At 72.4% G+C, this 24,449-nt stretch carries 17 protein-coding genes; 10 read left to right on the forward strand and 7 right to left on the reverse strand.

What is annotated here, in order from left to right; genetic code table 11:
- Window positions 1-79 precede the first annotated feature (79 nt).
- From AC4BDD_RS20900 to AC4BDD_RS20925, 6 genes are all read left to right on the forward strand, one after another.
- Window positions 80-1,450 (forward strand): hypothetical protein, encoded by a 1,371-nt coding sequence (locus tag AC4BDD_RS20900; protein ID WP_490686979.1) that lies wholly within the window; start codon window positions 80-82, stop codon window positions 1,448-1,450.
- Window positions 1,447-3,687, forward strand: coding sequence for a VMAP-C domain-containing protein (locus AC4BDD_RS20905; protein WP_490686980.1), 2,241 nt, complete (start codon window positions 1,447-1,449; stop codon window positions 3,685-3,687). Before AC4BDD_RS20900 ends, AC4BDD_RS20905 begins: the two co-directional genes overlap by 4 nt.
- Before the next feature lie 13 nt (window positions 3,688-3,700).
- A complete protein-coding gene (locus AC4BDD_RS20910) occupies window positions 3,701-4,675 on the forward strand; it encodes an AAA family ATPase (protein ID WP_490686981.1) in 975 nt (324 codons plus the stop codon).
- The gene (locus AC4BDD_RS20915) at window positions 4,675-8,223 is read left to right on the forward strand and encodes an SAV_2336 N-terminal domain-related protein (RefSeq protein WP_490686982.1); all 3,549 of its coding nucleotides are present in this window, start codon (window positions 4,675-4,677) and stop codon (window positions 8,221-8,223) included. The genes AC4BDD_RS20910 and AC4BDD_RS20915 overlap by 1 nt, the downstream gene beginning before the upstream one ends.
- Window positions 8,224-8,646: 423 nt before the next feature.
- Entirely contained in the window at window positions 8,647-11,361 is a 2,715-nt protein-coding gene (gene ppdK, locus AC4BDD_RS20920) for a pyruvate, phosphate dikinase (protein WP_490686983.1), read from the forward strand.
- Between the two features lie 447 nt (window positions 11,362-11,808).
- Complete coding sequence (locus AC4BDD_RS20925) at window positions 11,809-12,906, forward strand: ArsR/SmtB family transcription factor (protein WP_490686984.1); 1,098 nt, start codon at window positions 11,809-11,811, stop codon at window positions 12,904-12,906.
- On the opposite strand, the gene AC4BDD_RS20930 is transcribed toward AC4BDD_RS20925, so the two are convergent.
- The 7 genes from AC4BDD_RS20930 to AC4BDD_RS20960 all read right to left on the reverse strand — a co-directional run bounded on the left by AC4BDD_RS20930 (window position 12,872) and on the right by AC4BDD_RS20960 (window position 22,039).
- The gene (locus AC4BDD_RS20930; protein WP_490686985.1) at window positions 12,872-14,032 is read right to left on the reverse strand and encodes an alkaline phosphatase PhoX; all 1,161 of its coding nucleotides are present in this window, start codon (window positions 14,030-14,032) and stop codon (window positions 12,872-12,874) included. The two genes, AC4BDD_RS20925 and AC4BDD_RS20930, sit on opposite strands and share 35 nt — an antisense overlap.
- A gap of 204 nt (window positions 14,033-14,236) precedes the next feature.
- Entirely contained in the window at window positions 14,237-15,073 is an 837-nt protein-coding gene (locus tag AC4BDD_RS20935) for a carbohydrate ABC transporter permease (RefSeq protein WP_490691868.1), read from the reverse strand.
- 30 nt (window positions 15,074-15,103) lie between these two features.
- Window positions 15,104-16,015 carry a carbohydrate ABC transporter permease gene (locus AC4BDD_RS20940; protein ID WP_490686986.1) on the reverse strand — a complete coding sequence of 304 codons (912 nt, stop codon included), beginning with the start codon at window positions 16,013-16,015 and terminating at the stop codon, window positions 15,104-15,106.
- On the reverse strand, window positions 16,015-17,271 hold the full coding sequence (locus AC4BDD_RS20945; protein WP_490686987.1) for an ABC transporter substrate-binding protein: 1,257 nt from the start codon (window positions 17,269-17,271) through the stop codon (window positions 16,015-16,017). The genes AC4BDD_RS20940 and AC4BDD_RS20945 overlap by 1 nt, the downstream gene beginning before the upstream one ends.
- Before the next feature lie 139 nt (window positions 17,272-17,410).
- The gene (gene nirD / locus AC4BDD_RS20950; protein WP_490686988.1) at window positions 17,411-17,797 is read right to left on the reverse strand and encodes a nitrite reductase small subunit NirD; all 387 of its coding nucleotides are present in this window, start codon (window positions 17,795-17,797) and stop codon (window positions 17,411-17,413) included.
- Window positions 17,794-20,469, reverse strand: coding sequence for a nitrite reductase large subunit NirB (gene nirB, locus AC4BDD_RS20955; protein ID WP_490691869.1), 2,676 nt, complete (start codon window positions 20,467-20,469; stop codon window positions 17,794-17,796). The genes nirD and nirB overlap by 4 nt, the downstream gene beginning before the upstream one ends.
- Before the next feature lie 13 nt (window positions 20,470-20,482).
- The gene (locus tag AC4BDD_RS20960; protein WP_490686989.1) at window positions 20,483-22,039 is read right to left on the reverse strand and encodes an NAD(P)/FAD-dependent oxidoreductase; all 1,557 of its coding nucleotides are present in this window, start codon (window positions 22,037-22,039) and stop codon (window positions 20,483-20,485) included.
- A gap of 172 nt (window positions 22,040-22,211) precedes the next feature.
- On the opposite strand from AC4BDD_RS20960, the gene AC4BDD_RS20965 reads away from it, so the two are divergent.
- The 4 genes from AC4BDD_RS20965 to AC4BDD_RS20980 all read left to right on the forward strand — a co-directional run bounded on the left by AC4BDD_RS20965 (window position 22,212) and on the right by AC4BDD_RS20980 (window position 24,438).
- Window positions 22,212-23,000, forward strand: a complete 789-nt coding sequence (locus tag AC4BDD_RS20965) for a TSUP family transporter (RefSeq protein ID WP_490686990.1) — start codon at window positions 22,212-22,214, stop codon at window positions 22,998-23,000.
- An 88-nt stretch (window positions 23,001-23,088) separates the two neighbouring features.
- On the forward strand, window positions 23,089-23,613 hold the full coding sequence (locus tag AC4BDD_RS20970; RefSeq protein WP_490686991.1) for a GNAT family N-acetyltransferase: 525 nt from the start codon (window positions 23,089-23,091) through the stop codon (window positions 23,611-23,613).
- 95 nt (window positions 23,614-23,708) lie between these two features.
- Entirely contained in the window at window positions 23,709-23,918 is a 210-nt protein-coding gene (locus tag AC4BDD_RS20975) for a hypothetical protein (RefSeq protein ID WP_490686992.1), read from the forward strand.
- Window positions 23,911-24,438 carry a DUF6879 family protein gene (locus AC4BDD_RS20980; protein WP_490686993.1) on the forward strand — a complete coding sequence of 176 codons (528 nt, stop codon included), beginning with the start codon at window positions 23,911-23,913 and terminating at the stop codon, window positions 24,436-24,438. The genes AC4BDD_RS20975 and AC4BDD_RS20980 overlap by 8 nt, the downstream gene beginning before the upstream one ends.
- The last annotated feature ends 11 nt before the right edge of the window (window positions 24,439-24,449 follow it).

The raw sequence follows: 24,449 nt of genomic DNA on the forward strand, positions 1-24,449 counted from the left end.
TGCGTACGCACAGTTGATCAACCGTCACCCGAGTAGGATGGTGATCCACGGCACAGGTCAGGGGACGGGCGGGGGATCGGTGACGAGCGTCATATTCGTGCACGGCACAGGGGTCAGGGCGCAGTCGTACGAGAGGACCTTCGGCCGGGTGGCCGCGTCGCTGGGCCGGGTCATGCCCGACGCCCGCGCGGTCCGCTGCTTCTGGGGCGAGGAGCACGGGGCCGCTCTCGCCGAACACTGGGCGTCGGTTCCGGTGCGGGACGCGGACCGCGGGCTCGCCGATGGTGAGGGCGGCCCCGCGGCGCACGACCCCCTCGCGGTCTGGGCCGCACTGGACGCCGATCCGCTGGCCGAACTGCGCGCCTTCGCGGACGCGGCGGGCGAGGAGGGCGGCGGGCGGGTGCGCTTCACGCCCGGCCGCCGCGACCACTGGGACGGCGTCGCTGAGCGCGTCCGCGCCCTCGCCCTGCCGCCGACCGCCCTGGAAGACACCGGCCCCGGCGGCACCACGCGCCCGACCGGCTCCACGGGCCTGGCCGACCCGACCGGCACCACTGGCTCGACCGGCCAGACCGGCTCCACCGGCTCCACGAGCCCGACCGGCTCCACCGGCTCCCTGCGGCAGCTCGCCGAGGACCTGGCCCCGCATCTCGGCGGCGCCGCCGAGAAGGTGGCCGCCGAGATCTCCGCGGCGCTCGCCGGCCGGCCGCCCGCCGACGGCATCGAGCAGGTGGCGGCCCGCGCGGTGTTCGCCCAGGCCGTGCGGATGGCCGAGGCCGCCCAGCAGCTCGATGAGCCGCTGCCGGTGGACGGCGCCGACCGGGACGCCGTCGTCGCCCGGCTCACCGACCGGCTCGGCGGCACCGACCGGGGCCTGAAGGCCGCCGCCGGCCGGCTCGGCGGCCGACTGGCCACCCCGCTGCTGTGGCCGCTGTCCGCGACCGCCGGCCGGTACCGCTCCCGGCTGACCGGGGCGAGCGCCCCCGCGGGCGGCGACATCCTCCGCTACCAGGCCCGCGGCGGCGCGCTGCGGGCCGAGATCGACGCGGCGGTGCGCTCCGCCGCGGCCGCCGGCGGTCCGGTCGTGCTGCTCGCCCACAGCCTGGGCGGCATCGCCTGCGTCGATCTGCTCGCGGCCGGGGCGTACGGCACCGCGGGGCCGCCCCCGCCCTCCGTGGACCTGCTGGTGACGGTCGGCTCCCAGGCGCCCTACCTCTACGAGCTCGACGCGCTCAGCAGCCTGCGCCAGGGCGACCCCCTGCCCGAGACCTTCCCGCGCTGGATCAACGTCTACGACGAGCGCGACCTGCTCGCCTTCGTCGGGGAGAAGGTCTTCCCCGGCCGGGTCACCGATGTCCGGGTGGACACCCGGCAGCCCTTCCCCCGCGCCCACAGCGCCTACTTCGCCCACCACGGCCTGTACGAACTGCTGGCCGCGGAGGCGCCGTGACAGCTGTGGAACACGACTGGTCGCGCACCCACGCCGTGGTGGTGGCGGTCGAGTCCTACCGGGGCTTCCTGGAGCCCCTGGACGGCCCGGCGAACGACGCCATCCGGGTGCTGCGCTGGCTGGCCGGCAAGGGCGTACCGCCGCGCAACGTCCACCTGCTGGCGTCGCCCCTCGACGACAACGCCGAGGCACTCGCCAAGGTCGCACCGCCCTCCTACCGCCCGGCCGACCGGGCCACCGTGCGCGCCGTCTTCCGGGACGAACTGCGCGACCTCGACACCGACTGGCTGTGGATCTACTGGGCCGGCCACGGCATACAGGCCCAGGGCGACCGCTGGAGCCTGCTGTACCCCGAGGCGAGCGACACCGATCTGGTGGGGCTGGACGCGGACAACCTCGTCCACCTGCTGCGCACCGACTGCCTGCCGCGCCGCTCGGTGCACCGGGTGACCATGGTCGTCGACGCCTGCCGGGAGGCACTGACGGCGACGCAGCAGGCGCTGGCCTCCCCACCGGACCGGCTCTGCGAGGATCCGCAGACCACCGAGGACCGCCCGCTCTTCCTGCTGCGGGCCGCACGGCCCGGGGGGATCGCCAAGAACCACAACCGCGCCGGGCTGTTCACCTCCGTCCTCTTCGACCAGCTGGAAGGGGCCGACAGCGGCCGCGGGCTGGATCTCGCCGCGGCCTGGGCCGCGGCCCGCCGCGACTTCGAGCGGCGGCGCGCCGAGCACGGCCTGCACCAGTTCCCGACCGTGTCGGTCAGCGACTGGGACGGCCAGGAGAGCCGCTTCAGCCTCCCCGCGCCGCTGACCGAGGCGCAGCTGATGGCCCGTAAGCAGCTGGTCTTCGAGACCGTCAGGCTTCTCGGCGCCACCACCGGCGCCGGGGTCGCGGCCCGGCTGTGCGAGGAGTTCACCGGCGAGCCGCCGGTCACCACCGCGCCCACGCCCGAGGAGCTGGTCGACTGGGCGCTGCGCATCCCGCACGGAGTCGCCACCCTGCTCCAGGTGCTCGCCGAGCAGCCGCCCGGCCAGATGTCCGGCCAGGCGCCCGGCCAGACACCCGGTCAGTCGGTGTCGCCGGGAGCCTGGGCGGCCTGCCGGACCGTCCAGGGCGGCCAGTGGCTCACCTGCGCCGAGTACGCGACCGTGGTGCGGCTGCTGGACGGACTGGACCGGCGGGGGCTGGCCGAGTTCGCCGCCCAGGCCCGGGAGGAGATCCCCGGGGTGCGGCTGCCGCAGCACGAGGCCGCCGCACTGGTCGACGCGCTGGAGACGCTGCTGGCCGTCCCGCACCGGCTGCCCCAGCTGCTGCGCGCCGTCGAGCGGTTCGCGGCACCCGGCGGGCAGGCCCAGGCCGACCCGCTGCGCGCATGGTCCCGGGGCTGCGCCCGCCGGCTCGGCCTGGAGCCGGTGCTGCTGGACCGGCGCGCCGAGGCCAGGGAGCGGGCGGAGCACCGGGCGGCAGCGGCCGCGGCCGAGGAGGACCTCCGTATCCAGGTCCGGCTCGGCGAGCCCACCGGCAGCCGCCGGCTGCGCACCTTCGCGGTCTGGTCCTCCCGCGGCGCGGACGACTTCGACACGCTCGCCACGGTGGACACCCCCACCACCCTGGAGGAGATCCAGCGCCGGCTCGACCTGCTGCTGGAGGAGCACGCTCCCACCCAGGAGACCCTGGTGGAGGTCTTCGTCGCCGCCACCGACCTGGAGGTGGAGGCGCACCGGTGGCCGCGCCCCGCCTCCGGCCCCTTCGAGCGTTCCCTGGGCACCGACTTCCCCGTGGTGATGCGCTGCGCCGACCTCAGGGCGCGCCAGCGCCACCTGTGGCGGCGGCGCTGGGAGCGGGTCGGCGACGCGGACGTCAAGGACCTGCACTGGCTGCCGCAGGACCTGCCGCTCAAAGCCAGGAACGTCTACGGGGCCCTGCAGACCCGCGAGGACGCCCCCGGCGTGGTGACCTGCGCCCCGGCCGGGGCCCGCGCCGAGGTCTTCGCCGCCTGCCTCTTCGGCGGGGTGCCGGTGCTCGTCTGGCACGGCGGCATCGAACAGGACGCCGAAGAAGCCGAGTTGGAGGGGATGCTCGGCCAGGGAAAGCTCAGTACCCTCCCCGGTCACGTGCGTAGACTGCGGTCGCAGAGCGACGCCTACGACCGTCATCCGGGGAAACACCTGGCCCTGCTCTGGGACGACCCGGGGCGGCCACTGCCGGACCAACCCGACCTGTGGGCACCCTGAGGAGAGCGGACGAATGACACAGGACTGGCGGCTCTTCCACGGCGGCGACACCGCGCCCCACGAGGTGACCTGGCCGGTGGCCCCGCCCTGGCGCCGCTTCGGCACCGACCCCCAGGCCCCCCAGGCGGCGCCCGCCGGGCCGCGGCCGGCGTATCTGATCTCGCCGGAGAACCGCGACATCGTCAACACCGCACTGCATCTGCACCGCCCGCTGCTGGTCACCGGACGCCCCGGCACCGGCAAGTCGACGCTGGCCCACGCGATCGCCCGCGAACTGTGCCTGGGCGACGTACTGCACTGGCCGGTGAACAGCCGCACCGCACTGGCCGACGGACTCTACTGGTACGACGCCGTGGGGCGACTCCGCGACGCCTCCCTGTACCGCCAGGGCGGCGAGGGCGCGCCGGCGGCGGAGCCGGACATCGGTGACTACCTGCGCCTCGGGCCGCTCGGCACCGCCCTGCTGCCCGGCGAGTCGCCACGCGTGCTGCTCGTCGACGAGCTCGACAAGGGCGACCTCGACCTGCCCAACGACCTGCTCACGGTCTTCGAGGACGGCGCCTTCGACATCCCCGAGCTCGCCCGGCTCGCGCAGCCCGAGGCCCGGGTGATGGTCACCGGCAGCCGGGAGAAGGCGCTGGTCAAGGACGCCCGGGTGGCCTGCCGGGTCTTCCCCGTCGTGGTCATCACCAGCAACGGCGAGCGCGACTTCCCGCCGGCCTTCCTGCGCCGCTGCGTCCGCCTGGACCTCAAACAGCCCGACGAGCGGCAGCTCGAGGAGATCGTCACCGCGCACCTGGGCCCGGAGGTCGCCGCCGAGGCCCGCGGTCTGATCGCCGCCTTCCTGGACCTCAGAGACGCCGAGGAGCGGGAGCTGGCGACCGACCAGCTGCTCAACGCCGTCCATCTGCGCGCCTCGGGCGTGACGATCGACATCGACACCCTCCGCGAGACGGTGCTCCGCTCCCTGGACGAGGCGGACGTGTAATGATCCAGCGGCTCCGCACCCTGCTGGAGGACGCCGGGGTGGAGCTGTCTCCGGAGGAGCTGTGTGACGTCCTCTGGCTGGCCGTCACCACCTCCCGCACCCCGGCGGACGGCTCCGGCGACCGCGGACCGGCCGCCCCGCCCGCGCGCCCCGATGCCGCGCACGGCGGTGACGGGGAGGACCCGGCGGCGCGCCCCGGCCGCCTCGGCCCCCCGCCGGACGGCGACGCCGACGGCACCGGCCCGGGCCCTGCCGCGCTGTTCACCTCCAGCGTCCCCCGGGCCGAGGGCGTCCGCCCGGCGCGCCCGGTGGACGTCCGGGGCGTGCGGGCGCTGCCCGCCGCGCGCGGGCTGGCCAGGGCGCTGCGCCCGCTGCGCCGCACCGTGCCCTCCCGCCGCGGCTTCGTGCTGGACGAGGCGGCCACCGCCGACCGCATCGCCGAGAGCGGAGTGGCCGACGTGGTGCTCCGCCCCGAGCGGGAGCGGTGGCTGAGCGTGGCCCTGGTCGTCGACGACGGGCCCTCGATGGTGCTGTGGCAGCGCCTGGCCGCCGAGGTGCGGGGCCTGCTGGAGCGGCAGGGCGCCTTCCGGGCGGTGCGGAGCTACGGGCTGGACAGCGGAGCGGGCCGCGAGGCGTTACTGAGGGCGCGCCCCTTCGCCCCCGGCGCCCCGCCGCGCAGCCCCGGCAGCATCCTGGACCCCTCCGGGCGCACCCTGGTGCTGGTCCTCTCCGACGGGGTGGGCCCCGGGTGGAGCAGCGGCCGGATCCCGCGGATGCTCCGCGGCTGGGCCCGGCGCTCCCCGGTCGCCGTCCTGCAACCGCTCCCCGCCCGGATGTGGCCGGGCCCGGGCATGCCCACCGAGCGGCTCGCGCTGACCGCCGGGCGACCCGCGGCGCCGGGCCGCGAACTGGCCGTCCGGCATCCCCTGCTGCCGCCCGGGCTCATGGCCTACCAGGGGACACCGCTGCCGGTGCTGGAGCTGATGGAGGAGCAGCTCGGGGAGTGGGCCGAGCTGACGGCACACGGCCGCGGCACTCCGCAGCTGCCGGTGCTGCTGCTCGGCGACGAGCCGGACCCGCCCGCCTCGGCCGAGCCTTCCCGCGGCGCCGCCCGCGATCCGGGCCCGCCGGAGCTCAGCGCCCCGGAGCGGCTGCGGCGCTTCCGGGGCACCGCCTCGCCCGAGAGCCAGCGGCTGGCCGGGGCGCTCGCCGCCGTCCATCCGCTCACCCTGCCGGTGATGCGGCTGGTCCACCAGTCGGCCGGCGAACGCGCCGAGCGCTTCCACCCCGCCCAGCTCGCCGAGGTCTTCCTCGGCGGGCTGCTGCGCCGCCGCGACTCCGGCGCGCACCGGGATCCCGACTGCGTGGAGTACGAATTTCATCCGGGCCTGGCGGACCTGCTGCTGGACGCCATCCGGACGCCCGACGCCCTGGACACCGCGGACCAGGTCTCGTCCTACCTGATGCGCCGCCGGGGCACCGGCCCGGAGTTCCGGGCCCGGCTCAGCGACGGCGGCCCGGGCGACGCGACGGTGGCCACCGAGGCGCGCCCGTTCGCCGCCGCCTCCCCGGAGCTGCTGCACCGGCTCGGGCTCTCCGGCACCGACCTGACCGAGAACGGCGCCCCCCGGGAGACCGAGCGCCCTGCCACCGAGCCCACCGAGTCGGCCGCCTCCGGCCCGCCGCGCTCGCACGCCTCGGAGTGGGTGCAGCCGCCGCTGCTCGCGCTGGTGCGCCGCCTCGCGGCGGACGACCGGCTGCCGGAGCCGGTGACCGTGCATCTGGACGCGCTGGTCTCGCAGGCCCACGTACGCGACGAGGAGTCCGGGTGGGCGGGGGTGCGGAACCTCGCTCCGCTGGCCGAGGCGCTGGTCAACGCCGGGTGGCGCGACCACGCCGACGAGCTGCGCGAGGTGATCCGGGCGCAGCTTCCCCGGCTGGCCGCCGCCGAAGACCTGGAATCCCGTAATCTGCGCGGCCATCTCGCGCTCGCGCTGAACCGGCTGGGCGAGCACGACGAGGCCGAGGAGCATCTGCGGGCCATCGTCGGGATCTCCGGCCGGGTGCACGGTCCGGAGCACGACTACACCCTCTTCGCGCGCGGCTACCTCGTCGGCCTGCTCGACGACGCCCGGCGTCCCGCGGCGGGCGAGCTCGAGTGCCGCGAGCTGATCCAGACCTGGGAACGCCGCCGCGACCACGAACACCCGGCCACCGTCCTGAGGCTGCGCGTGGTCCGGGGAAGGCTGCTGCTGGATCTCAACCGGCCCGCCGAGGCCGAGGAGGAGTTCCGCCAGGCGGTGCGCGGCGAGCAGGAACGGCTGGGCGCCACCCACGACCAGACGCTCATCAACCGCGCCTGGCTCGCCACCGCGCTGCAGCGGCAGTCGCGGTACGCCGAGGCGGAGCAGGAGATGCGGGCGGCCGTCGAGGCGGTCCGGGCGGCTCCTTTGGAGGTGGCACCGGAGGCCCACGGCATGCTGACCGTCGAGTTCCGGCTGAGCTACATCCTCAGTGAGGCAGGGCGCCACGAGGAAGCGGAGGCGCTCTGGAGCGAGCTGGCCGCCGAGACGGAGCTGCTGCTGGGCCCGAGCCACTGGCGCACCCTGCACGCCCGCAGCCAGCACGTCTACGCCCTGCGTGACCTCAAGCGGCACCCCGAGGCGGTCGCGGAAGCCGAGGCACTGCTGGAGGCCGTGCGGGCGGTCCGCGGCGACCGGCACATCGAGGTGTTCAACATGCGCCGGGGGCTGGCGCTGCTCCTCGACGACCAGCGGAGGTACCCGGAGGCCGAGGCCGCCTACCGGGCGCTGCTGCGGGAGGAGACCGAGACCCTGGGGCCGGACCACTCCGGCACCCTGACCACGCGGCACAATCTCGCCTGCACCCGGCAGCGGGCCGGCCACACCGAGGAGTCACTGGCCGAATTCGATGCGGTGCTTCAGGCGCGCACGCGCGTCCTCGGGCCGGAGCAGGAGCTGACCCTCAGCACCCGGCACTGGCGCGCCACCACCCTGGAGAAGCTCGGGCGGCTCGCCGAGGCGGAGCCCGAGTACCGGCTGACGCTCCAGGGCCGGGCGCGGGCGCTCGGCGCGGAGCACCCCGACACCCTCAGGACCCGCCGGGACCTGGCCGGCGTCCTCCGCGACCTGGGGCGCCACGAGGAGTCCGCGCGGGAGTTCCGGCTGCTCGCGGAGGGCCGGGCCCGGACCTTCGGCGCCGAGGCGGAGCTGACCCTGGCCGCCTGGCACAGCCTGGGCAACGTCCTGAACCTGATGCACCGGTACGCCGAGGCGGAGGCCCTCAACCGCCGGACACTCGCCGCTCGAATGAGCGTTTTGGGCGCGGAGCACGTGGCGACGCTCTGGACCCGCTACAACCTGGCGGCCAGCCTGCGCGGGCTGGGCCGCCTGGCGGAGGCCGAGGCGGAGTGGCGGGAACTGCTGGCGGTCAGTGAGCGGGTGCTGGGCGAGGAACACTCCTGTTCAGCCAAGACCCGGCAGCGGCTCGCCGAGCTCGGCGAGGAGCGCGGTGTTACACCGGATTGACGGATGCATTTCGCCGCTGTTCCCGGGTCCGGATGGTGGGATCCAGCCATCCCGCAAGGCGTGATCCTCGCCACGCTTGATGCAGGGTTTGCTCATATGAGCGGAATGAGGTCGACTGCACCTCTCGAAGGATGGCACTCAGTGCCACCCTCGGCGCCTTCGGGTCGCCGGGCCGTCGGTGACTCTCTGTAGAGAACGCGCTGGGCTCAGGTTGCGGAATGCGATCTTCCGTTCGACTCTTGAAGGGTCGCTCAGATGAGTGTCGAGTCCGAGTGACTTTCGATCTAGTGGCGGACGGGTGGTTACGACCGCATGACGACCGAGTGGACGTACCCAGACGCCTTCGATCTGGGTATGTTCCTCGCCGTCAGGGCACCCTCCCCCGGCCTTCGTCCGGGGGGACTCCCAGGAGGAGCCGAGTCGATGTCGGAAACCCAAAACCAGCAGAAGTTCGTTTACGACTTCACCGAGGGCAACAAGGATCTGAAGGATCTGCTCGGCGGCAAGGGCGCGAACCTCGCCGAGATGACCAACCTCGGCCTTCCCGTCCCTCCGGGCTTCACCATCACCACGGATGCCTGCCGGGTCTACCTGGACAGCGGCGAGGAGCCCGCCGCGCTGCGCGACGAGGTGAGTGCGCACCTGGCCGCCCTCGAGGCGAAGATGGGCAAGAAGCTCGGCCAGGCCGACGACCCGCTGCTGGTATCCGTCCGCTCCGGCGCGAAGTTCTCCATGCCCGGCATGATGGACACCGTCCTCAACATCGGTCTCTCCGACGAGTCGGTCTCCGGCCTCGCCGCCCAGGCCGGCGACGAGCGCTTCGCCTGGGACTCCTACCGCCGTCTCATCCAGATGTTCGGCAAGACCGTGCTCGGCGTCGACGGCGAACTCTTCGAGGACGCGCTGGAGGACGCCAAGCGCGCCAAGGGCGTCACCGTCGACGTCGACCTGGACGCCTCCGACCTCCAGCAGCTGGTGGCGCGCTTCAAGGAGATCGTCGCCAAGGAGACCGGCCGCGACTTCCCGCAGCAGCCGCGCGAGCAGATGGACCTCGCGGTCCGCGCGGTCTTCGACTCCTGGAACGGCGACCGCGCCAAGCTCTACCGCCGCCAGGAGCGCATCCCCGGTGACCTGGGCACCGCGGTGAACGTCTGCTCCATGGTCTTCGGCAACCTCGGCCCCGACTCCGGCACCGGTGTCGCCTTCACCCGCGACCCCGCCAGCGGCCACCAGGGCGTCTACGGCGACTACCTGCAGAACGCGCAGGGCGAGGACGTCGTCGCCGGTATCCGCAACACCGTGCCGCTCGCCGACCTGGAGTCCATCGACAAGGCGTCGTACGACCAGCTCATGCAGATCATGGAGACGCTGGAGACGCACTACAAGGACCTGTGCGACATCGAGTTCACGATCGAGCGCGGCAAGCTGTGGATGCTCCAGACCCGGGTCGGCAAGCGCACCGCCGGTGCCGCCTTCCGGATCGCCACCCAGCTCGTCGACCAGGGCCTGATCGACGAGGCCGAGGCCCTGCAGCGGGTCAACGGCGCGCAGCTGGCGCAGCTGATGTTCCCGCGCTTCGACGAGAAGGCGGCCCCGGAGAAGATCGGCCGCGGCATCGCCGCCTCGCCCGGCGCGGCGGTCGGCAAGGCCGTCTTCGACTCCTACACCGCGGTGAAGTGGTCGCGCTCGGGCGAGAAGGTCATCCTCATCCGCCGTGAGACCAACCCCGACGACCTCGACGGCATGATCGCGGCCGAGGGCATCCTCACCTCGCGCGGCGGCAAGACCTCGCACGCGGCCGTCGTCGCCCGGGGCATGGGCAAGACCTGTGTCTGTGGCGCCGAGGAGCTGGAGGTCGACACCAAGCGCCGCCGGATGACCACCGCCGACGGCACGGTCATCGAGGAGGGCGACGTCGTCTCCATCGACGGCTCCTCCGGCAAGGTCTACCGCGGTGAGGTACCGGTCGTGCCCTCCCCGGTGGTGGAGTACTTCGAGGGCCGTATGCACGCCGGCGCCGACGACGCCGACGAGCTGGTCAAGGCCGTGCACCGGATCATGGCGTACGCGGACCGGGTCCGCCGCCTGCGGGTGCGGGCCAACGCGGACAACGCCGAGGACGCCGCCCGCGCCCGCCGCTTCGGCGCGCAGGGCATCGGCCTGTGCCGCACCGAGCACATGTTCCTCGGCGAGCGGCGCGAGCTGGTCGAGCGGCTGATCCTGGCCGACACCGAGGACGAGCGCCGCGAGGCCCTTAACGCCCTGATGCCGCTCCAGAAGGGCGACTTCGTCGAGCTCTTCGAGGCCATGGACGGGCTGCCGGTGACCGTCCGGCTGCTGGACCCGCCGCTGCACGAGTTCCTGCCCGACATCACCGACCTGTCGGTGCGCGTCGCGCTCGCCGAGGCCCGCCACGAGCCGCACGAGAACGAGCTGCGGCTGCTCCAGGCCGTGCACCGGCTGCACGAGCAGAACCCGATGCTGGGTCTGCGCGGCGTCCGCCTCGGCCTGGTGATCCCCGGCCTGTTCACCATGCAGGTGCGGGCCATCGCCGAGGCCGCCGCCGATCGACTGGACGCCAAGGGCGACCCGCGCGCGGAGATCATGATTCCGCTGGTCGGCACGGTGCAGGAGCTGGAGATCGTCCGCGAGGAGGCCGAGCAGGTCATCGCCGAGGTCGAGGCCGCCCGCGGCGTCAGCCTCAAGCTGACCCTGGGCACCATGATCGAGCTGCCGCGCGCCGCGCTGACCGCCGGTCAGATCGCGGAGTCCGCCGACTTCTTCTCCTTCGGCACCAACGACCTGACCCAGACGGTGTGGGGCTTCTCCCGCGACGACGTGGAGGCGAGCTTCTTCACCGCCTACCTGGAGAAGGGCATCTTCGGCGTCAGCCCGTTCGAGACGATCGACAAGGACGGTGTCGGCTCGCTGGTGCGCTCCGCCGCCCAGGCCGGCCGCGCCACCCGCCCGGACCTCAAGCTCGGTGTCTGCGGTGAGCACGGCGGCGACCCGGAGTCCGTCCACTTCTTCCACGAGGTGGGCCTGGACTACGTCTCCTGCTCGCCGTTCCGGATCCCGGTGGCGCGACTGGAGGCGGGCCGCGCGGCGGCGGAGTCCCAGGGCAGCGACAGCCGCTGAGCGCGGTAAGGGGTTCCAGGGGCGCGGCCCCTGGCGAACACCACCGGATCCGTCGCGGGGGACCTGAAAACCCTCACCTCTGCGGCGGGTCCGGATTGCAAGGGGGCGGCACTCTGTGCGGAGGTGCCGCCCCCTCTCACTCCCCCCACGGGAGCTGTTGCCGCTCGCATCGGCCCGAGCGGCAACAAAGTGCCCAGCGGCCGGTACGCACTCGTCACCCCCCACGGGAACGAGCATCCGGGTCCTGAGCACCGCTGTTGAATTGCGGACATCCGCCGTCGTCCTTCGGCGTTTACCCGCGCTTTCCTGAGAACAGCTTTCCGGATGCAACACTGTGTGCGCGACCCGTTTCAACTGTGGCCAAAAGGGCGTGGTGACGGACTGTGTTAGTGTGCATACTCATCCGTGATCGGGGGGTGGCCACGGATGTCACTTTGTGGGGGTCTGGTGCTACGTGTTCATTTCAGTGGACTCGATCTGGCGCGGTTGCGGATGGCCGCTCGCCCCGACGCACTGTGGGAAACCGTTCTGAGTTTCCACCGTCTGAGAGACAAACAGGCGGAGCTGGTATACGGGGATTGGCGATCGGAAACGCGCACACGATTGAACGGTGAAGCGCGTCTGCTCGCACCGCTGATTCCTCTCCGCGGTTATTTCCCCGACTTCCTGACACCTGCCGAAGGAATAATCGGGGCGGACGCCGCGATGGAGGCGCTGCGCGCGACTCCCGGCGCCCGCCTGCACGACGAGGTCGGCCGGCTGGTCGGCTCCCGCCAACTGCCCGGCTGGATCCAGGAGCTCGCCCAGGGCGGCGGCCGCGCCTTCGACCGGCTGCTCGGCGCCCTGCGCTCGTACCACAAGGCCGCGGTCGCCCCCTACTGGGCGCACATACAGGCCCGGATCGAGGCCGATCGCGCCACCCGCGGCCGCGCCCTGCTGGACGGCGGAGCGGACGGCCTGCTGGAGTCGCTGCCTTCGATGATGCGCTGGCGCTCGCCGGTGCTGGAGGTCGACTACCCGGTCGACCGGGACCTCTTCCTCGGCGGCCGCGGACTGCTGCTCCTGCCGTCCTTCTTCTGCCGCCGCACTCCGGTGACGTACTTCAACCCCGAGCTGACCCCGGTGCTGGTCTACCCGGTGGAGCACACTCCCTCCAGCGCCCCGCCGCGCCCGCTGCGCCATCCGACCGTGGCGCCGGCCAAGACCGGCTCGCTCAGCAAGCTCGTCGGACAGACCCGCTCCGCGGTGCTCCAGGGCGTCGGCGGCGGGTGCACCACCAGCGAACTCGCCCGCCGCGTCGGGGTGTCGCTGGCCTCCGCCAGCCAGCACGCCAGCGTGCTGCGCGAGGCCGGACTGCTGCTGACCCTGCGCCAGGGCGGCGCGGTCCTGCACACGCTGACTCCGCTGGGCGCCGCCCTGCTGCGGGGCGGCGCGCCGGCGGAGCGCGTGTTCGAGACGACTGCCGGCTACGCCGCCTCGGGTGCGGCGGCGCGCGGCTCATCCGCCGGGCCTACGAACGGAACGGACCCGTCACCTCGTAGGTGATGCCGCCGGACGAACTGCCGGTGGTGCCCCGCTGGCTGGAGAAGTACAGCCGCGTGCCGTCCGGGGAGAACGCCGGACCGGTGATCTCCGAGCTCGACTGGCCGTTGACCCGCAGGAACGGCGCGACGACGTCGTCCGGGGTGATGATGCAGATCTCCATGTTGCCGCCGTCCTCGGCGATGAACAGGTCCCCGGAGGACGATCCGGTGACGTTGTCGACGCCGGTCAGCGGCGCGCTGCCGCCGGTGACCAGCGAGTCGTCATAGGCCAGCTCGAAGGTGCCGGCGGCCAGGTTGAGCTGCCAGACCCGGTTGTCGCCCTTGGTGGTGAACCAGGCGGTGTCGTTGGCGTAGTGGCAGCCCTCGCCGCCGTTGAAGCGCTTGGCCCCGGAGACCTGGTTGCGGGTCGTGGTGGGGGAGCCGTCCGGGTCGGGCACGGTGCCCCAGGTGAAGGAACCGGAGGTGCCGGTACCGGCCTTGAGTACCTGGAGCGTGCCGGAGGACAGGTTGCCCCAGGTGGTCGGTATGAACCGGTAGAAGCAGCCGTCGGACTCGTCCTCGGTCAGGTAGATCACCTTGCGGACCGGGTCGGCCGCGGCGGCCTCGTGCTTGAACTTGCCCAGCGCGTCCCGCCGCACCGCCGCGTTCACGCCGAACGGGTCGGTCTCGTACACCGAGCCCAGGCTGACCTCCTCACAGGAGAGCCAGGTGTTCCACGGGGTCCTGCCGCCGGCGCAGTTCTGCCGGGTGCCGGACAGGATGCGGTACGCGCCGGTGATCGCGCCGGTGGAGCCGAACTTCACGGCACTCACGCCGCCGCCGGGGTTGATCTCGGAGTTGGACACATAGATCCAGCCGGATCCGTCGGCGAAGCAGGCTCCGCCGTCGGGTGCGTTGTGCCAGGTGTACGAGGTGCCGGAGACCTGCTGTCCGGAGCGGGCGATGACCCGGCTGGTGAAGCCGGCGGGCAACTGGATGCCGTTGGCGTCGGCCGTGCCGAGCGCTCCGTAGGGGCCGGGGCCGGGCTGGGCGGGGGCCGCGTAGGCGGCGCCGCGCATCAGGGTGCCGCCGAAGGCTGCGGCCGAGGTGCCGATGACTGCTCCGCGCAGGAAGGTGCGACGTTCCACGGTCACTCCACACTGATGGGGGACTGCCCCGGCACCGGGCGGCACCGAGGTCGCGCGTGCAGGACCATACGAGCGCACAGTTGACGAGACATCAACAAGCGGTGAAGCGGGGTCGGCGGATCCGCTGGTACGGCCACCGGTCGAATTCCCCGACCGGTCGCTTGCCCGGTTCCCCTGCCCGTTGGCTTGCCGGGGGCGCTTCGCTCAGTCGTCGATCCCGGACCGCTCCACTCCGGCCACGATGTAGCGCTGCAACACCAGGAACACCAGCAGCAGCGGGAGGATGGAGACCGCCGCGGCGACGAACAGCTCATGGACGCGGACCGTCTGCGCGGTGGTGAACGTGGAGAGCGCCACCTGCACCGTCCAGGTGTCCCGGTCCTGGCCGATCACCAGCGGCCACAGGAAGGAGTTCCACGCGCCGATGAAGACGATCGTGCCGACCGCGGCGAACACCGGCCGGGAGTTGGGCACCACCACCCGCCAGTAGGTGCGCCAGTACCCCAGACCGTCCACCCGGGCGGCGTCCTCCAGCTCCCGGGGGAAGCCGAGGAAGTACTGCCGGAAGACGAACGCGGCGAACGCGCTGAAGAGAGTCGGCACGATCAGGCCGCGCAGGGTGGAGATCCAGCCCAGCGACGACACCAGCACGAAGCTCGGCACGAAGGTGACCGCGGCCGGCACCATCAGGGCGCCCAGGATCCAGTAGAAGACGGCGTTGGCGTACCGGTACGGGATGCGGGCCAGCCCGTACCCGGCGAGCGAGGCGAGCAGCAGGGTGCCCACGGTGGTGGCCACCGCGATCAGCGAGGAGTTCAGCAGCGCCCGCGCCATCGGCACATCCGGGTCCTGGAACAGCTCGGAGACGTTCGACCACCGCACGTCCTTCGGGAAGAACCTCCAGTCCGGCGCGGTGATGTCCTCCTCACGGGCCAGGCCGTTGCGCACCAGCAGATAGAAGGGGATCAGGAAGAGCAGCGCCAGCGCGATCAGCAGCACCAGCCGCAGCGCCCGCCCCACCCGCACCAGGGCGTCGTGCAGGTCCCCGCCTCCGCGCACCCGGCCCATCCCTCACTCCTCCTTCCGGCCAAGCCCGAACCCGCGGGCCTGGACCACCGTGACCACCGCGATGATCAGCGCCAGGATCACCGCGCCCGCGCTGCCGAGACCGAGGTTCTGCTCCTGCCCCAGCGCCGTGTAGTAGAGGTAGACCAGCGGCGGACGGGCGTAGGGCGGATAGCCGCGCGAGTCCGACAGCAGGTTGTAGAACTCGTCGAACGCCTGGAAGGCGTTGATCACCAGCAGCAGCACCACCGCGACCGAGGTCGCCCGCAGCTGCGGGAAGGTGATGTGCCGGAAGGTCTGCCAGCCCGGCCGCGCCCCGTCCACCGCCGCCGCCTCGTACAGCCGGGGCGGGATGCGCTGGAGCCCGGCCAGGAACAGCACCATGTAGAAGCCGGTCTGCAGCCACAGCCGGACGGTGACCAGCACCAGCCAGTACCAGGGCGGGTCGGTGGTCGACAGCCAGGCGATCTGGTCCGCGCCGAACCAGCCCAGCGCTGTGTTCGCCAGCCCGAACCGCACCCCGTTGAAGATCGACATCTTCCAGATCAGCGCCGCCACCACATACGAGCAGGCCACCGGCAGGAAGAACACCGAGCGGAAGAACGCCTGAGCCCACCGCAGCCGGTTCACCATCAGCGCCAGCGCGAGCGACAGCGCGTAGGTGGCGGGCACGATGAAGGCGGTGAACAGCCCGAAGGTGACCAGGCTGTCGGTGAACGCCTCGTCGCCCAGCATCGCGGTGTAGTTGTCCAGCCCGACGAAGTCCGTCGGCGAGACGGTGTTGTGCGCGTCGAAGAAGGAGAGGTAGACGCTCCAGCCCAGCGGGACATAGGTGAACAGCGTCAGCCCGATCACGAACGGGCCGGTGAACACCCAGAACCACAGCGTCCGGTTCTGCGGGCCCAACAGCCGTCGCATCAGCCCTTCTTCCGCACGCGCCGCAGCTCCGCCTCGGTCTTGCGCACCACCGCCCGCAGCTGGCGCTCCGGATCCGCGCCGTCCTTCACGATGCGGCTGAGCGCGTCCTTGTACGCCGTCTGGCTCGCGGTCGTCCACAGCAGCGGCTGCGCGTAGCCATGGTCGGTGGTGAACCGCACCACCTCGGCCGCCGCCCCCTCACGGAGCTTCGCCGCCTTCTTCGCCAGCGACATCCGCGCCGGGATGTGGAAGCCGTAGGAGAGCGCGAAGTCCTCCTGGAACTCCTTCTTGTCCACCCACAGCCAGCGGATGAACGCCTTCGCCTCCGCCTGCCGCTTGCTGCGCGCGCTGACCGCCGAGCCGTACGCCCCCACCGGCACCGCGGGCTTGCCGTCCGGGCCGTCCGCGGGGAAGGGCAGCACCCCGAAGTCGTCGCCCAGCTCCTCCTTGATCCGCGGCAGCGCCCACAGCCCCGACCACTGCATCGCGGTCAGCCCCTGGAGGAACGCCGACGGGTCCGACCAGTCGCTGGGCGCGCCCAGCAGCAGCGACTTGTCCCGGTGCAGCCGGTGCAGCTTGCCCAGGGTGCGGGCGGCCGCCGGATCGTCGAAGCCGACCTTGCCGTCCTCGGTGATCACCTGCCGGCCCGCCGCGTACAGCGGGGTGGCCATCAGCACACCCGGCCCGCCGTCATTGCCGAGGAACAGCCCCTTGACGTCCTTGGTGGTGAGCTTCCGCGCGGCGTCGACCAGCTCGTCCAGCGTCCTCGGCGGCTCCACCCCGGCATCCGCCAGCAGGCTCCTGCGGTAGTAGAGCAGCTGGGTGTCGATCACCTGCGGGACGGCCCAGATCCTGCCGTCGTGGGTCTTCGGGGCCAGCACCGCCGGGTTGAAGTCGTCCCGCACCCCCGCCAGCAGCTCGGTCAGGTCCACCACCTGGCCGCCCTGGATCTGGTCCAGGGTGGGGCCGTTGACCTCGAAGACGTCCGGCCCGGAGTCGGTGAGCAGCGCGGCAGCCGTCTGCTGGTCGTAGTTGCCCGGCCGCCACTGCACCCGCACATCGGCCTTGGCGTACGCGTCGGCGTACCGCTCCACCGCCCCAGCGGTGCCCGCCTCGCCGTACTGGTGGTACCACTGCTCTATCCGCGGGCCGGAACCGCCGTCCCGGCCGTTGTTCGAGCCGCAGGCGGCGGCCAGCGCTCCGGTCAGCGCGATCGCGGTCCCCGAACCGAGCAGTCCTCTGCGACTGATGGACATGGCGGTGCCCCCCTCGCTGGTATGGCCAGGCCGTGCATCGTACGGCCCAACGATCAACCATGGAGGGGGATTACGACAGAACGGTTGCCGCCAGATGTCGGCCGGCCGGGGCACCGCCGGAAGGGGGCGCCCCCGGCCTTCAGACCGTGCGCACCGTGTACGCCGTGACCGACACCTCGTCCTCGTCCAGGCAGCTTCCGGTCGCCAGGTCGAAGCGCTGCTTCAGCAGCGGCGAGGCGACGAACGCCTGGCCGCCGGCGGATCCGAGCAGCCCGCGCGCCAGCACGTAGGCGCCGGTGAAGGGATCCCGGTTGTCGATCGCGTACGCCTGGCCCGCACGGTCCAGGAACACCGCGATCTGGGTGCCGTCCGGCAGCAGCGCGGCCACTCCGCGCCCCGGGATGAGGTCGGACAGCTCGCACACCGTGAACCATCTCTGGTCCAGCAGCAGCTCCACGCGGAGGGCGGCGGTGTCGGAGGTGCGGGTGTCGGTGCGGGTGTCGGTGGTCTCCGGTGCCACGGTCATCGGCTGGTGGTCCCTTCCAGGATGCGCTCGGTACGGACGGGGATGGACGGGCCGGACAGCAGCGTCAGATCGGGCTTGACCTGCTCGCGCTCCGGCACGAACCGCACGGTGGGATCGGGGGCGTCGGGCGCGTTGACGAAGGAGACGAACCGGCGCAGCCGCTCCGGGTCCTCCAGGGTCGCCGCCCACTCGTCGCGGTAGTTCGCCACGTGGTCGGCCATCAGCGCCTCCAGTTCGGCGCAGAGCCCGAGCGAGTCGTCGACCACCACGTCCCGCACGTGGTCGAGACCGCCCTCGATCCGCTCCAGCCAGGCCGAGGTGCGCTCCAGCCGGTCCGCGGTGCGGATGTAGAACATCAGGAAGCGGTCGATGATCCGCACCAGCTCCTCGTCGTCGAGGTCCTGGGCGAGCAGATCGGCGTGGCGCGGGTCGGCGCCGCCGTTGCCCCCGACGTAGAGGTTCCAGCCGTTGGAGGTGGCGATCACCCCGAAGTCCTTGCCGCGCGCCTCCGCGCACTCCCGCGCGCACCCCGAGACGGCCGACTTCAGCTTGTGCGGGGAGCGCAGGCCCCGGTAGCGCAGCTCCAGGTCGATGGCCATCCGGACCGAGTCCTGCACTCCGTACCGGCACCAGGTCTGGCCCACACAGGACTTCACGGTGCGCAGCGCCTTGCCGTACGCGTGGCCCGACTCGAAGCCGGCGTCCACCAGCCGCGCCCAGATCACCGGCAGCTGATCGACGCGCGCGCCGAACAGGTCGATGCGCTGACCGCCGGTGATCTTGGTGTAGAGCCCGAAGTCCCGCGCGACCTCGCCGATCACGATCAGCTTCTCGGGGGTGATCTCGCCGCCCGGGATGCGCGGCACGATCGAATACGAGCCGTTGCGCTGGAGGTTGGCCAGGTGGTGGTCGTTGGTGTCCTGGAGCGCGGCCTGCTCGCCGTCCAGGACATAGCCGCTGGCGCCCAGCGTCGGGGCGAGCGAGGCGATGATCGAGCCGACGGTCGGCTTGCAGATCTCGCAGCCGTCGCCGCTGCGGGCCTCCTCGCGGCCATGGCTGTCCAGCAGCTGGGCGTAGCTGGTCACCCGCAGAGTACGGACGATCTCGTACAGCTCGGCACGGGTGTAGGAGAAGCAGCCGCAGAGCCCTTTGTCGACACTGACACCACCCGCCTCCAGCTCGTCGTTGACCAGCGTGGTCAGCACCTTGACGCAGGAGCCGCAGCCGGTGCCCGCCTTGGTGCACTTCTTCACCTCGGGCACGGTGGTGCACTGGTGGTCGGTGACCGCGCCGCGGATGGCGCCCTTGGTGACGTTGTGGCAGCTGCAGATCACCGCGTCGTCGGGGAGCGCGCTGGGGCCGAGCGCGACCGGCGCGCCGAGCCCGGCGGGCAGCACCAGCTGCTCGGGGGCGAGCGGCGGCACGCTGCCGGTGAGCGGCCGCAGCACCCCGTAGGACTCCACGTCGCCGACGAGCACCCCGCCCAGCAGCTCGCCGCCGGGGGCCATCACCAGCTTCTTGTAGATGCCGGCGCGGGAGTCGGAGTAGACGACGTCGAGGCAGTCGGGCGCGGTGCCGTGCGCGTCGCCGAAAGAGGCCACGTCCACGCCCAGCAGCTTGAGCTTGGTGGAGGTGTCGGCCCCGGTGAAGCCCTCCCCGGCGCTGCCGCCGGGCGCGTCGGCCTCCTGGGCGCGGGCGATCTCGGCGGCCGCGACCTCGGCCATCTCGTTGCCCGGCGCCACCAGTCCGTACACCCGGCCGTCCGCGGCCAGCGCGCACTCGCCGATCGCGAAGACCGCCGGGTCACTGGTGCGGCACTGCTCGTCGACGGCGATGCCGCCGCGCTCGCCCACGTCCAGACCGCACTCCCGGGCGAGCTGGTCGCGCGGGCGGACACCGGCGGAGAAGACCACCATGTCGGTGTCGACGGTCGAGCCGTCGGAGAGCACCATCCCGGTCACCGCGCCGCCGGCGTCGGTGGTGATCTCCTTGCCACCGACGCCGGTGTGCACGTTCAGGCCCATCTCCTCGACGGTGCGGCGCAGCGCGGCCCCGCCACCGTCGTCGACCTGGATGGCCATCAGCCGGGGGTTGAACTCCACGATGTGCGTGCTCAGTCCGAGACCGTTGAGCGCGCCGGCCGCCTCCAGGCCGAGCAGCCCGCCGCCGACCACCAGCCCGGTGGTCCGGCCCTTGGCGTACTCCTCGATCGCCAGCAGGTCCTCGACGGTGCGGTACACGAAGCAGCCCGCGGCGTCCTTCCCCGGCACCGGCGGCACGAACGGGTACGAGCCGGTGGCCAGCACCAGGGTGTCGTAGGTCAGGGTCAGCCCGGCGCGGGAGGTGACCGTGCGCGCCGCGCGGTCGATGGCCACCGCCGGGTCGCCCAGGTGCAGCTCGATGCCGTGCCGCTCCATGAACCCGTCCTCGACCATGGAGAGTCCCTCGATGGTCTCGCCGGAGAAGTACGAGCTGAGGTGCACCCGGTCATAGGCGGGGCGCGGCTCCTCGCACAGCACCACGACCCGGGCCCGCTCGGTGACCGACCGGTCGACGAGGGCCTCCAGGAAGCGCTGGCCGACCATTCCGTGCCCGACCAGCACGATCGTCGGCCGCGGCGGCTGGGACGGGTCGGCAGACGTCGTCGGCTTCGTCGGCAGTGCCGGCTTCATCGGCTTCGTCATGTCAGGAGCCTCCATCATCGGTGAGCAGGTGGAGCAGTGGAGCGGAGGGCAGCGGCTCGTCGCCCTCCCAGGTACGGGCGAGCGCGCCGACGGTGCCGAGATCGCCGAGAAGGATGCCGCCGACGAGCCGGTCCCCCCGCACGACGACCTTGCGGTAGGAGTTCCGCGTGGCGTCGGCGAGGTGGACGACGTCGTCCCCGGGAGCGGGGACCGGCTCGCCGAACGCGGCGAGGTCGAAGGGGACGGCCGCCGCGGTGCCGGGGCCGTCGACGGGTGCCGCGTCGGGGGTGGCGGTACCCAGGGACGCGAGGGTGAGGCGGGTGAGCGCGCGGGTCCCGGTGTAGCCGATGCGCGCGGCGCCGCCGGTGCCGGTATCAGTGCCGGTGCCGCTGCTGGTGCCCGTGCCCGTGCCCGTGCTCGTGCTCGTGCTCGTGCTCGTGCCGGGAGCGTGCGCGGCTGCCGGGACGCGGGCCGGGGCGGCACCGGCCCGGCCCGCGTCGGCACCGGGCGCCGGCTCGCGGAGCTGTGCCGCGATCACCTGCGCCAGCAGGTCGGCTTGTTCCTGCGCCGGGCCGGCCAGCCCGTAGAGCACGCCGTCGTGCTCGGCGCAGTCGCCGATGGCGTGAATACGCGGGTCGTTGGTGCGCAGCGTGTCGTCGACGACGATGCCGCGCGCGATCGCCAGCCCGGCCGCCTTGGCCAGCCCGACCCGGGGCCGTACCCCGCAGGCGAGCACCACCAGATCGGCGTCGAGGGCGTATCCGTCGGCCAGCTCCACGGCCCGGACCACGGCCCGCGCCTCGGAGCCCCGGCCCGCGGCCGGAGGCTGGTGGCCGCTGCCCGGGTGACCGGCGCGCGCCCCCCGCCCGCGCGCCGGTTCCGGGCGCTCGGACCGCAGCCCGCGCACCCGGCACTCGGTGTGTACCTCCACGCCCAGCGCGGCCATATGGCGGTGCAGCAGCCGGGCCGCCTGCGCGTCCAGCTGGCGTTCCATCAGGTGCTCGCCCTGGTGGGCCAGGACCACCTGGGCGCCGCGCTGGGCCAGTGCGCGGGCCGCCGAGACGCCCAGCAGGCCGCCACCGATCACCACGGCCCGCGCCTCGGGCCGCACCCGCAGCACCGTGTCGAGGGCCAGGCAGTCGTCCATGGTGCGGAAGGCGTGGACGCCGTCCGGCAGTTCCCGGCTGTCCGGCTCGAACAGGCCGCGCAGCGGTGGCAGCACCGGGTTGGAACCGGTGGCCAGCACCAGCGTGTCGTAGGTGACGCGGCGGCCGTCGTCGCAGTGCACGATCCGGGTGTCCCGGTCGATCCGGACCGCGCGCACCCCGCTGAGGTGGTGCGCCGCGGGGGCGGGCAGCGCGATGACCTCCGGCGCGTACCGCCCGGCCAGCACCTCGGCGAGCAGCACCCGGTTGTACGGCGCGTGCGGCTCCTCGCCGATCACGGTCAGCTCCGCCTCCTCCACCGTGGCCAGCTGCTGCGTGAGCCGCGCTCCGGCCATGCCGCCGCCGATCACCACCACCCGGTGGCGGCCGTCCGCTTCCTTCGTCGCCCTCATGCCAGGAAGCGTGCGACGCGCCTGTTTCCCGGCAGCATCACCTCCGTTTCCTGTGGGCAACGCTGCCCTCAGCGCGCCGCACCCCGCGCTGTGAGCCCCCGCCGGAGCGCAGGACCGGCCGCCGCCCGCACGGAAAACCGGCTATGGGCGGGTGGCGTAAGGTCCTAAGGTCATGATCGTGCCTGACATATCCATGACCACCATCGTCCTGCTGTGTCTCGCCGCCGCCGCGGCGGGCTGGATCGACGCCGTGGTGGGCGGCGGCGGTCTCCTCCAGCTGCCCGCCCTGCTGGTCGGCGTCCCGGACATGCCACCCGCCTCGATCCTGGGCACCAACAAGGCGGTCTCGGTCGTCGGCACCTCGGCCGCCGCCGTCACCTACGTCCGCACCGGCATGGTGGACGTCCGCGCCGCGGTCCGCATCGGACTCGCCGCGGCCGGTGGCTCCCTGGCCGGGGCCTTCTTCGCCGCCGGCATAGACAGCGAGATCCTCCGCCCGCTGATCATGGCCGTGCTCCTCTCCGTACTCGCCTTCGTCCTCCTGCGCCCCGCCTTCGGCACGGCCCCCGCCCCCGGCCCGCTGACCCGGCAGCGGATGATCGCCGGGATCCTGGTGGCGGGCCTGGGCATCGGCTTCTACGACGGGCTGATCGGCCCGGGGACCGGTACCTTCCTGGTCATCGCGCTGGTCGCCACCCTCCGGATGAACCTGGTCACCGCCTCGGCCACGGCCAAGGTCGTCAACGTCAGCACCAACCTCGGCGCCCTGATCACCTTCACCGTCCAGGGCAGCGTGATGTGGCGGCTGGCCGCGCTGATGGCCGTCTTCAACTTCGCCGGCGGCATGACCGGCGCCCGCATGGCCCTCAAGCGCGGCAGCGGCTTCGTCCGGGTGGTCCTGGTCGTGGTCGTCGTCTCGCTGGTGTGCAAGCTGGCGTACGACCAGTGGCTGGCGAATTGAAGATCACGCGAGTTTCCACACGTTGGGTTTTGTCCACGCCGGCCATACGAGGTCGAACTCTGTGGTCGAGACGATGAGGAGTCGTTCCATGTCCGATGAGATCACGCTGCGCCCGGTGACCGCCGACGATCTCGACCTGTTCGAGAACGAGTTCAGCGGACCGGAGGGGACCGGCGAGTACCAGTGGTTCGGCTTCGGTTCACCGGTCGGCCTGCGCCGGCAGTTGGCGGAGACCGGGCTGCTCGGCCCCGACGGCGGGGTGCTCTCCGTCGCGGAGGCGGGCCAGACGGTGGGCCGGGTCGAGTGGTTCGCCAGCACCTGGGGACGGCCCGCCACCTCCACCTGCTGGAGCCTGGCGATCGGCCTGGTGCCGGCTGCGCGCGGCCGCGGCATAGGCACCCGGGCCCAGCGGCTGCTGGCCGAGTACCTCTTCGACCACACCAGGGCCGAACGGCTCCAAGCCTGGACGGACCGCGCCAACCTCGCCGAGCAGCGTGCACTGGAGAAGGCGGGCTTCGTCAGGGAGGGCGTGCTGCGCTCCGCGCAGTGGCGCGGCGGCCAGTGGCACGATCAGGTCATCTTCTCACGCGTGCGTCCACGGGCGAGCGGGTGATCTCGGGCGTGCAAGTTCCCGCAAGTTGGTGGCGGTGACGCTGCGTTGTCGGCAAGTCTGGTCTCCGTGATCGCCGAACTGAGCGGGAGGCTCGCATGGCATTGAGGTTCCTCGGTAAGGACCCGGAGTCCCCAAATGGGGAGTCGCCTACGATCTGGGACGACGGCGACAGCTATGTCATCCAAGGGTGGAGGATCGACGACCAGGCGGTTTTGGCCGAGGTGGGGGAGATCCCGGCTCACGAGACGGTGCTGCGGATCCCCAAGCGCATGATGCAGTTCTTCCCGGAGGTCAACGGTGGCTGAGGTTCCGACATTCCGGGAGCTGCTCAGCGACTGTCAGCAGTCCGCGCTCCACCTGGAGATGCGCGACGGTTACATGCGCAGCGATCCCAGTTTCATCGCCTGGCAGAAGGGCGAGTACGGTCCGGAGGAAGCTTCCGACCTGGAGCACCGCCCGTGGCTCCGGTTGATGCAGGAAACCACTGGCCGTGGGGTGGAGGTTCGGAGGGCCAGAATCGTCTCTGAGCCCATCAGCGACTACGTCCGCTTCGAGTACGACGTGACAGTGGGCAATCTGCTGGGCGGGGAGCAGGTCAGGTGGCTGCCCCGACGTCGAGCCACTGACCTGGCGCTGCCCGGGAACGACTTCTGGTTGTTCGATGGCAGCCTCGTCCTGGTCAACCACTTCAATGGGGACGGGGAACTCGCTCCAGACGGCAACAAGGAGATCATCACCGACCCTGCCGTGGCGAAGCTATGCGCCACGGCCTTCGAGGCGGTCTGGGAGCGGGCCATTCCGCACGAGGAGTACCGGCCCGTCTGACAGGACGGTTG

The sequence above is a fragment of the Streptomyces sp. JLBT605 genome, assembly GCF_058215555.1.

Coding starts and splice junctions, on each gene's coding strand:
- AC4BDD_RS20910 (WP_490686981.1), top strand. CDS start 3,701: ATGACACAGGACTGGCGGCTCTTCCACGGCGGCGACACCGCGCCCCAC.
- AC4BDD_RS20915 (WP_490686982.1), top strand. CDS start 4,675: ATGATCCAGCGGCTCCGCACCCTGCTGGAGGACGCCGGGGTGGAGCTG.
- ppdK (WP_490686983.1), top strand. CDS start 8,647: ATGTCGGAAACCCAAAACCAGCAGAAGTTCGTTTACGACTTCACCGAG.
- AC4BDD_RS20940 (WP_490686986.1), bottom strand. CDS start 16,015: ATGCGACGGCTGTTGGGCCCGCAGAACCGGACGCTGTGGTTCTGGGTG.
- AC4BDD_RS20945 (WP_490686987.1), bottom strand. CDS start 17,271: ATGTCCATCAGTCGCAGAGGACTGCTCGGTTCGGGGACCGCGATCGCG.
- nirD (WP_490686988.1), bottom strand. CDS start 17,797: ATGACCGTGGCACCGGAGACCACCGACACCCGCACCGACACCCGCACC.
- nirB (WP_490691869.1), bottom strand. CDS start 20,469: ATGAAGCCGGCACTGCCGACGAAGCCGACGACGTCTGCCGACCCGTCC.
- AC4BDD_RS20960 (WP_490686989.1), bottom strand. CDS start 22,039: ATGAGGGCGACGAAGGAAGCGGACGGCCGCCACCGGGTGGTGGTGATC.
- AC4BDD_RS20965 (WP_490686990.1), top strand. CDS start 22,212: ATGATCGTGCCTGACATATCCATGACCACCATCGTCCTGCTGTGTCTC.
- AC4BDD_RS20970 (WP_490686991.1), top strand. CDS start 23,089: ATGTCCGATGAGATCACGCTGCGCCCGGTGACCGCCGACGATCTCGAC.
- AC4BDD_RS20975 (WP_490686992.1), top strand. CDS start 23,709: ATGGCATTGAGGTTCCTCGGTAAGGACCCGGAGTCCCCAAATGGGGAG.